This is a genomic window from Sporosalibacterium faouarense, from assembly GCF_016765695.1.
GTDB classification, from domain to species: domain Bacteria; phylum Bacillota; class Clostridia; order Tissierellales; family VENL01; genus Sporosalibacterium; species Sporosalibacterium faouarense.
Genome location: NZ_JAETGO010000013.1, coordinates 1 through 6,173, shown reverse-complemented (window position 1 = coordinate 6,173; position 6,173 = coordinate 1). Strand labels below are relative to the sequence as shown.

Here is a 6,173-nt window from a genome sequence, read left to right as displayed (position 1 = left end):
GATGAAGCAGAAAACAGAATGCATACTATCAAAGCTGTTATGGTTGCAACTTTAGGAAAATAAATTAAAAATAGGGTGAATAAATAATGAGTTTACTATTGGATGAAAAGCTAAATGAACAACTTCAAAAAAATCATGAACCTCTTATAGATGCTATAAAGAAGGTCGTGAGAATTCCAAGTATAATTGATGAAGATTCTAAAGAATTTGCCTTTGGAGAAGATATTGATAAGGCACTTAAAGAAACTTTAAATATTTGTGAAAGTTTAGGATTTAAGACTTACTGTGACCCTGAAGGTTATTATGGTTATGCAGAAATAGGTGAAGGGGAGGAATTAGTAGGAGTATTAGGTCATTTAGATGTTGTTCCCGTTGGAAGCTTAGAAGAATGGGCTAATGACCCATTTGATCCAGTCATTAAGGATGGTAAACTTTATGGAAGAGGTACACAGGATGACAAGGGTCCAACCCTTGCATCCTTGTATGCCGCTAAATCCTTGATGGATATGGGAATAGAGTTTAATAAAAGATTGAGATTTATCTTTGGTACTGATGAGGAAAACCTTTGGAGAGGTATAGCAAAGTATGTTGAAAAGGAAGAAAAGCCAAGCATGGGCTTTACTCCTGACTCAAGGTTCCCTCTTATCTATGCGGAGAAGGGATTATTACAGCTTCATCTTGAGGGAGAAAATGAAACATCACTTAATCTAAAGGGTGGAGATGCATTTAACTCTGTTCCAGCTGGAATTGTATACAAAGATAAGGAACAAGAAAAGCTAAAAAGTAAGCTTAAAGAGCTTGGATTTGAATATAAGGAAGTAGATGGAGGTATTCAAGTCATAGGAAAAGCAGTTCATGCTCAAGAAGCTGAAAATGGAATCAATGCAATTAGTAGATTAGCTATTGCGTTGAAAGGGATAGGAACCGATTCTAAAGCAATTGACTTTATTGCAGAAGAAATTAAAGAAGATGCATTTGCAACAAATATATTTGGTAATTGTGAAGATGAGGATTCTGGTAAGTTGAAGTTTAATATAGGAAAAATAAATATTGGAGAAAAAGAACAGATTTCAATCGATATTAGAATACCAGTTACCGCTGATAAAGAAGAAGTTGTTGCAAAATTAAGCAAAAAAGCTAAACTTTATGGACTTGAGTATAAGGAATATGATTGGCTTAAATCTATTTATATTCCTAAAGACCATTTTCTTATAAAAACACTTTTAGATGTATATCAAGATGTAACAGGAGATACAGAATCTGAACCTATATCTTCTGGAGGAGCTACTTATGCTAGGGCAATAGATAATTGTGTTGCCTTTGGAGCGGTGCTTCCAGGTAGAGAAAAGGTTGAGCATAAGCCTAATGAATATATTAATTTAGAAGATTTAGCTGTTGCAATGGAGATATATGCTAAAGCTATTTATAAGATAACTAGATAAGAAGATAACAGAATTACAAAAGAAATAAAGGGGGACATACAAATGAATAAATTAAAGATGCCATCAGCATATACTATTCTTTTTACTATTATTGTTATTGTTGCTATATTTACTTGGATAGTGCCTGCTGGACAATATGATTATGTAGACCCTAATGCATCAAAGCTTGAACCAATACCAGGCACATATAGCTCTGCTGAGCAAAATCCACAGGGCCTATGGGAAATAGTAAATGCTCCTATTAAAGGTTTTTATGATGCTAGGGATATAGCACTTTTTGTTCTAGTAATTGGTGGGTTTATAGCTGTTGTTATGAAAACAGGAGCTATAGATGCAGGAATTGGAAACGTAGTGAGAAAGCTTAAAGGTAGAGAACAAATAATGATTCCATTTCTGATGATTTTATTCGGACTTGGAGGAACTACATATGGTATGGCAGAGGAAACTATAGCCTTTTATCCATTGATAATACCCGTTATTATAGCAGCAGGATATGATGCAATGACCGCTGTATCGGTGGTAGCATTAGGAGCTGGTATAGGAGTTCTTGGTTCTACAGTTAATCCTTTTGCCACAGGTGTTGCATCAGGTTTTGCGGGCATATCAATTGGACAAGGTATTATTTTAAGAGCATTAATATTAATAGTTGGAGAAATTATAGGAATTATTTTTGTTATGAGATACGCTAAAAAGGTTAAGGCTGACCCAAGTAAGTCATTATTATCTAAGAGTCTTAGAGATGATAATAAAGACCACTTCTTAAAGAAAGATCAAGAGGAAGTAGTTGAATTAACAGGTAGAAGAAAAGGCGTATTATGGATATTTGGATTAACATTTATAATAATGGTTCTTGGTGTTATACCATGGGCTTGGAAATTTGATATTTTAATCTTTGAGAAGTTTAATAACTTTATAACAAGTATACCTGTTATTGGTAGCATAATAGGTAATCCACTACCACTTGGTGATTGGTGGTTTGGTGAAATTACAGTGCTATTCTTAGTAGCATCAATTCTTGTATCTATAGTTTACAAGATGGGTGAAGAAGACTTCATGAAAACTTTTGTTAATGGAGCTAGGGATTTACTAGGAGTTGCATTAATCATTGGTGTATCAAGAGGTATTACAGTTGTTATGAATGATGGTGGAATGACTGCAACCGTACTTCACTGGGGTGAGGATACATTAGCAAACCTTGGTTCAGTTGCATTTACAAACCTAACATATTTATTCTATATACCTTTATCATTCTTAGTACCTTCAACCTCAGGCTTAGCAACATTGTCAATGCCAATCATGGCTCCGTTGGGAGATTTTGCGGGAGTAAGTAGAGATATAGTTATAACTGCTTATCAATCTGCGTCAGGTGTTGTTAATCTTGTAACACCAACAAGTGGTGTTATAATGGGGGCATTAGCCATTGCAAGGGTACCGTATACTAAGTACTTTAAGCATGTATGGAAACTATTAGTGGTATTATCTATAATGGTAATGGCATTTATGAGTATTGCTATAATGATGTAAGATAAATTAAACTGTAATGAAGGGGTTTCTCCCCTTCGTTACTGGTTTTAACTTATAAAGCAATGTGATTTTTTTATTTTTTTGAATAAATCAATTGATTTAAATGAATTATAAGAAAGAATATTAACTTTTTTAAGGGAGGAATACAAATGAGTAAAATAGTTGTTGCATTAGGTGGAAATGCTTTAGGAAAGACACCAGAAGAGCAATTACAATTAGTTAAAAATACAGCTAAACCTATAGTTGATTTAATTGAAAAGGGTAATGAAGTAATTATAGCCCATGGAAATGGTCCACAGGTTGGGATGATAAACCTAGCAATGGAAACTGCTTCAAAGAGTGAAGCTAATACTCCAGAGATGCCATTCCCAGAATGTGGAGCCATGAGCCAAGGATATATTGGATATCATCTTCAAAACGCTATTAGAGAAGAATTATTAAATAGGAAGATAAATAGACCAGTTGCTACTGTTGTTACTCAAGTAATAGTAGATAAGGATGACCAAGCTTTTACTAATCCTACTAAGCCAATTGGAGCTTTCTATACTGAGGAAGAAGGTAAGAAGCTTAAGGAAGAAAAGGGCTATGATATGGTAGAAGATGCTGGTCGTGGATGGAGAAGAGTAGTACCATCACCAATGCCAGTAGATGTAGCTGAGAAGGAAACTGTTAAGACTCTTGTTGATAACGGTCATATCGTTATTACAGTTGGCGGTGGTGGAATCCCTGTTGTAGCTGAAGGTAATAGCTTAGTTGGAGTACCTGCTGTTATAGATAAAGATTTTGCTAGTGAGAAAATTGCCGAGATATTAGATGCTGACTATTTTGTAATTCTTACAGCAGTTGAAAAGGTAGCAATTAACTTTGGTAAGCCAGAACAAAAAGAGTTAGATAAAATGACTGTAGCAGAAGCTAAGAAATATATTGAAGAAGGACATTTTGCTCCAGGAAGTATGCTTCCAAAAGTTAAGGCAGTTATGAAATTTGCTGAGTCTAAGCCAGGAAGACAAGCGATAATCGCGTCTCTAGAAAAAGCAGGAGAAGCATTAAATGGAGAAAGTGGAACAGTTATAGAGCAGTAATAACAGAATTTATGAAAGATAAAGTTGCTTTATTTCATATAAAAATTAAATATAAACCAATAAATTACAAAACCACTTAGTTGATTTTTATCAGTTGGGTGGTTTTGTCTTGTAATTAAATGGCAGAATATACTCATTATATGAAGATAACAAAATATAATATTATAAGGATAAAAAACAAATATGGGATATGATGGTAAAATAAACATATGTAGCAATCTTCAACAATAAATATATTTGAAATATTTAATGGAAAATATATCAAAGAGGTTTAATTTTAATATACTCAAATAGAAGGGAAAGAATTAGTGATGAAAGGCTTTGTTGTATTTATTGATAGATTTAAGAACCAATGCTATATTTCTAAAAGTAAGGAGTTATATATAAAGATATCGTTTTTCAGAGAATTTATTAAATATTGTGATGAGTTGGATATAGCTATAATTGGGATAGATTTTTTTCATAAGAAAGGGAAAAGTGTAATTCCTATAAACCCAATTAATAGTTTAGATTGTAGTATGTTAGTAAAAAAATCATCCAGTTGGAGAGAAATAGTTCTTAATTGTAATGAAGAAGCTGTAAGGGTATTAGGATATGAAGAGAGTAATGACAATAGTTAATATTTTAATCCAACAATAATAGAAGAAGATGAATGGTACTCAAATCTAAAAAATAATAATTAGTGAATAAACTTAATTTTCATATTAAATAGAAGCGAATAAAATTGTGCTCTCTAGCTCTTTTGTCATGATTGATTATATATTTTAGGGGGTGTCTAGGTATTTGAGTACTAAAAGCAATAAAATGAAGTATATGTTGGTAATTGTATTAATCTTGGTTAATACATTAGGAAACTCGTGTACAAGTAAACAAGAATTAGTATCAGAAGAAACATTTGAAAATATAATTAATTTTGAAGACAAATGGAAATTAGAGCTAGATAGTACTCTAATATCAAAACCAATTATTCAAGACAGCAAAGTATATTGCATAACTAAGGATGCCAATATATATATAATTGATATAAATAATAAAGAAATTATTAAAGAAATAGTGCTACCAAAAAAACTCAGAAGAGAATATGATATGGATATGGTTGCATATAAAGGTAACATCATATTGGGAAATAAAAAAGGATATATTGTAATCATTAATATAGAAAAAGAAGATATACTATATGAAGGTAAAATAGCACTTAATTTTCTTAACAATTTTCTAGTTTCTGATGATGTACTATATTATTCGAGAGATGGTATGAGTGTATACGCAATGGATATTAATAACTTTAGTTCATTGTGGCAATATGGTGAAATATTAATACATGCGGGTACTTATCCGATTGCGGATAGTGGAAAGATATATCTTGAGGATACAAATGATAATATAGTAATTCTAGATAAAGCAACGGTCAAATTATTAATGAACTCCAGTTTGAAAATATTAGTCCAGAAATAACGATTGATAGAGACTATATTTATGTTAAAGCAGAGAATAATTATTTTATAAAGGTTAATAAAAAAACAGGTGAAGAAATCTGGAAACTGGAAAGCAATGGTTATAAGCTATCTTTTGATGAACATAGTTTATATTACTTTGACTTCTTAAATAAAAATTTGGTATGCGCATCTAAAGAGAATAGTGATAAAATCTGGGAAAGTAAGATTTTTAATTATCATGTCATTGATGTAATACCAACCGATAAGTATGTATTTATTAAAAGAGCTGATGGAAAAGTAATAGCTTTCGATAAATTTACAGGAGAAAGGTTGTGGGAGTATATAGCTGATGATGGAAGTGAGGATACTTATTCTTACTTAGCTTATAAAAAAAACACTCTCGTTGTAGCAGGAAAAGAAAATAAATTATATATATTTGATATTAGTGATGTTGATAAATAAATATAGTTGCTGAAATATCCACCCAAGTTTTTGTAAATAAAACCTAAAACTTGGGTGTCTTTATATATACTAGAATAGTACTAGTATTTAAAATATGGTGTAAAAGGAACATATTCAAATAATCCTGAAGGACTAAGAATTTCAAAAATAATAGAGATATAATCACAAGCTTCTACTACGATGGTCAGAATATAATAAACGAAGCAGAAAATGGTATATTAACTGCA

Annotated in this window: 6 protein-coding genes; all 6 read left to right on the top strand. The window is 31.8% G+C overall.

Annotated features, from left to right (window positions below; translation table 11 throughout):
- Positions 1–86 precede the first annotated feature (86 nt).
- The 6 genes from JMO20_RS01540 to JMO20_RS01515 all read left to right on the top strand — a co-directional run bounded on the left by JMO20_RS01540 (position 87) and on the right by JMO20_RS01515 (position 5,946).
- Positions 87–1,442 (top strand): M20 family metallopeptidase, encoded by a 1,356-nt coding sequence (locus JMO20_RS01540; RefSeq protein WP_202707501.1) that lies wholly within the window; start codon positions 87–89, stop codon positions 1,440–1,442.
- A gap of 42 nt (positions 1,443–1,484) precedes the next feature.
- Positions 1,485–2,966: a YfcC family protein gene (locus tag JMO20_RS01535; RefSeq protein WP_202707499.1), complete on the top strand. Its 1,482-nt coding sequence runs from the start codon at positions 1,485–1,487 to the stop codon at positions 2,964–2,966.
- Between the two features lie 149 nt (positions 2,967–3,115).
- Positions 3,116–4,048: a carbamate kinase gene (gene arcC, locus JMO20_RS01530; RefSeq protein ID WP_202707497.1), complete on the top strand. Its 933-nt coding sequence runs from the start codon at positions 3,116–3,118 to the stop codon at positions 4,046–4,048.
- Between the two features lie 308 nt (positions 4,049–4,356).
- Positions 4,357–4,668 (top strand): hypothetical protein, encoded by a 312-nt coding sequence (locus JMO20_RS01525; protein ID WP_207753404.1) that lies wholly within the window; start codon positions 4,357–4,359, stop codon positions 4,666–4,668.
- A gap of 163 nt (positions 4,669–4,831) precedes the next feature.
- Positions 4,832–5,503 carry a PQQ-binding-like beta-propeller repeat protein gene (locus tag JMO20_RS01520; RefSeq protein WP_202707494.1) on the top strand — a complete coding sequence of 224 codons (672 nt, stop codon included), beginning with the start codon at positions 4,832–4,834 and terminating at the stop codon, positions 5,501–5,503.
- A 158-nt stretch (positions 5,504–5,661) separates the two neighbouring features.
- Positions 5,662–5,946 (top strand): outer membrane protein assembly factor BamB family protein, encoded by a 285-nt coding sequence (locus JMO20_RS01515; protein ID WP_202707493.1) that lies wholly within the window; start codon positions 5,662–5,664, stop codon positions 5,944–5,946.
- Positions 5,947–6,173: the final 227 nt, after the last annotated feature.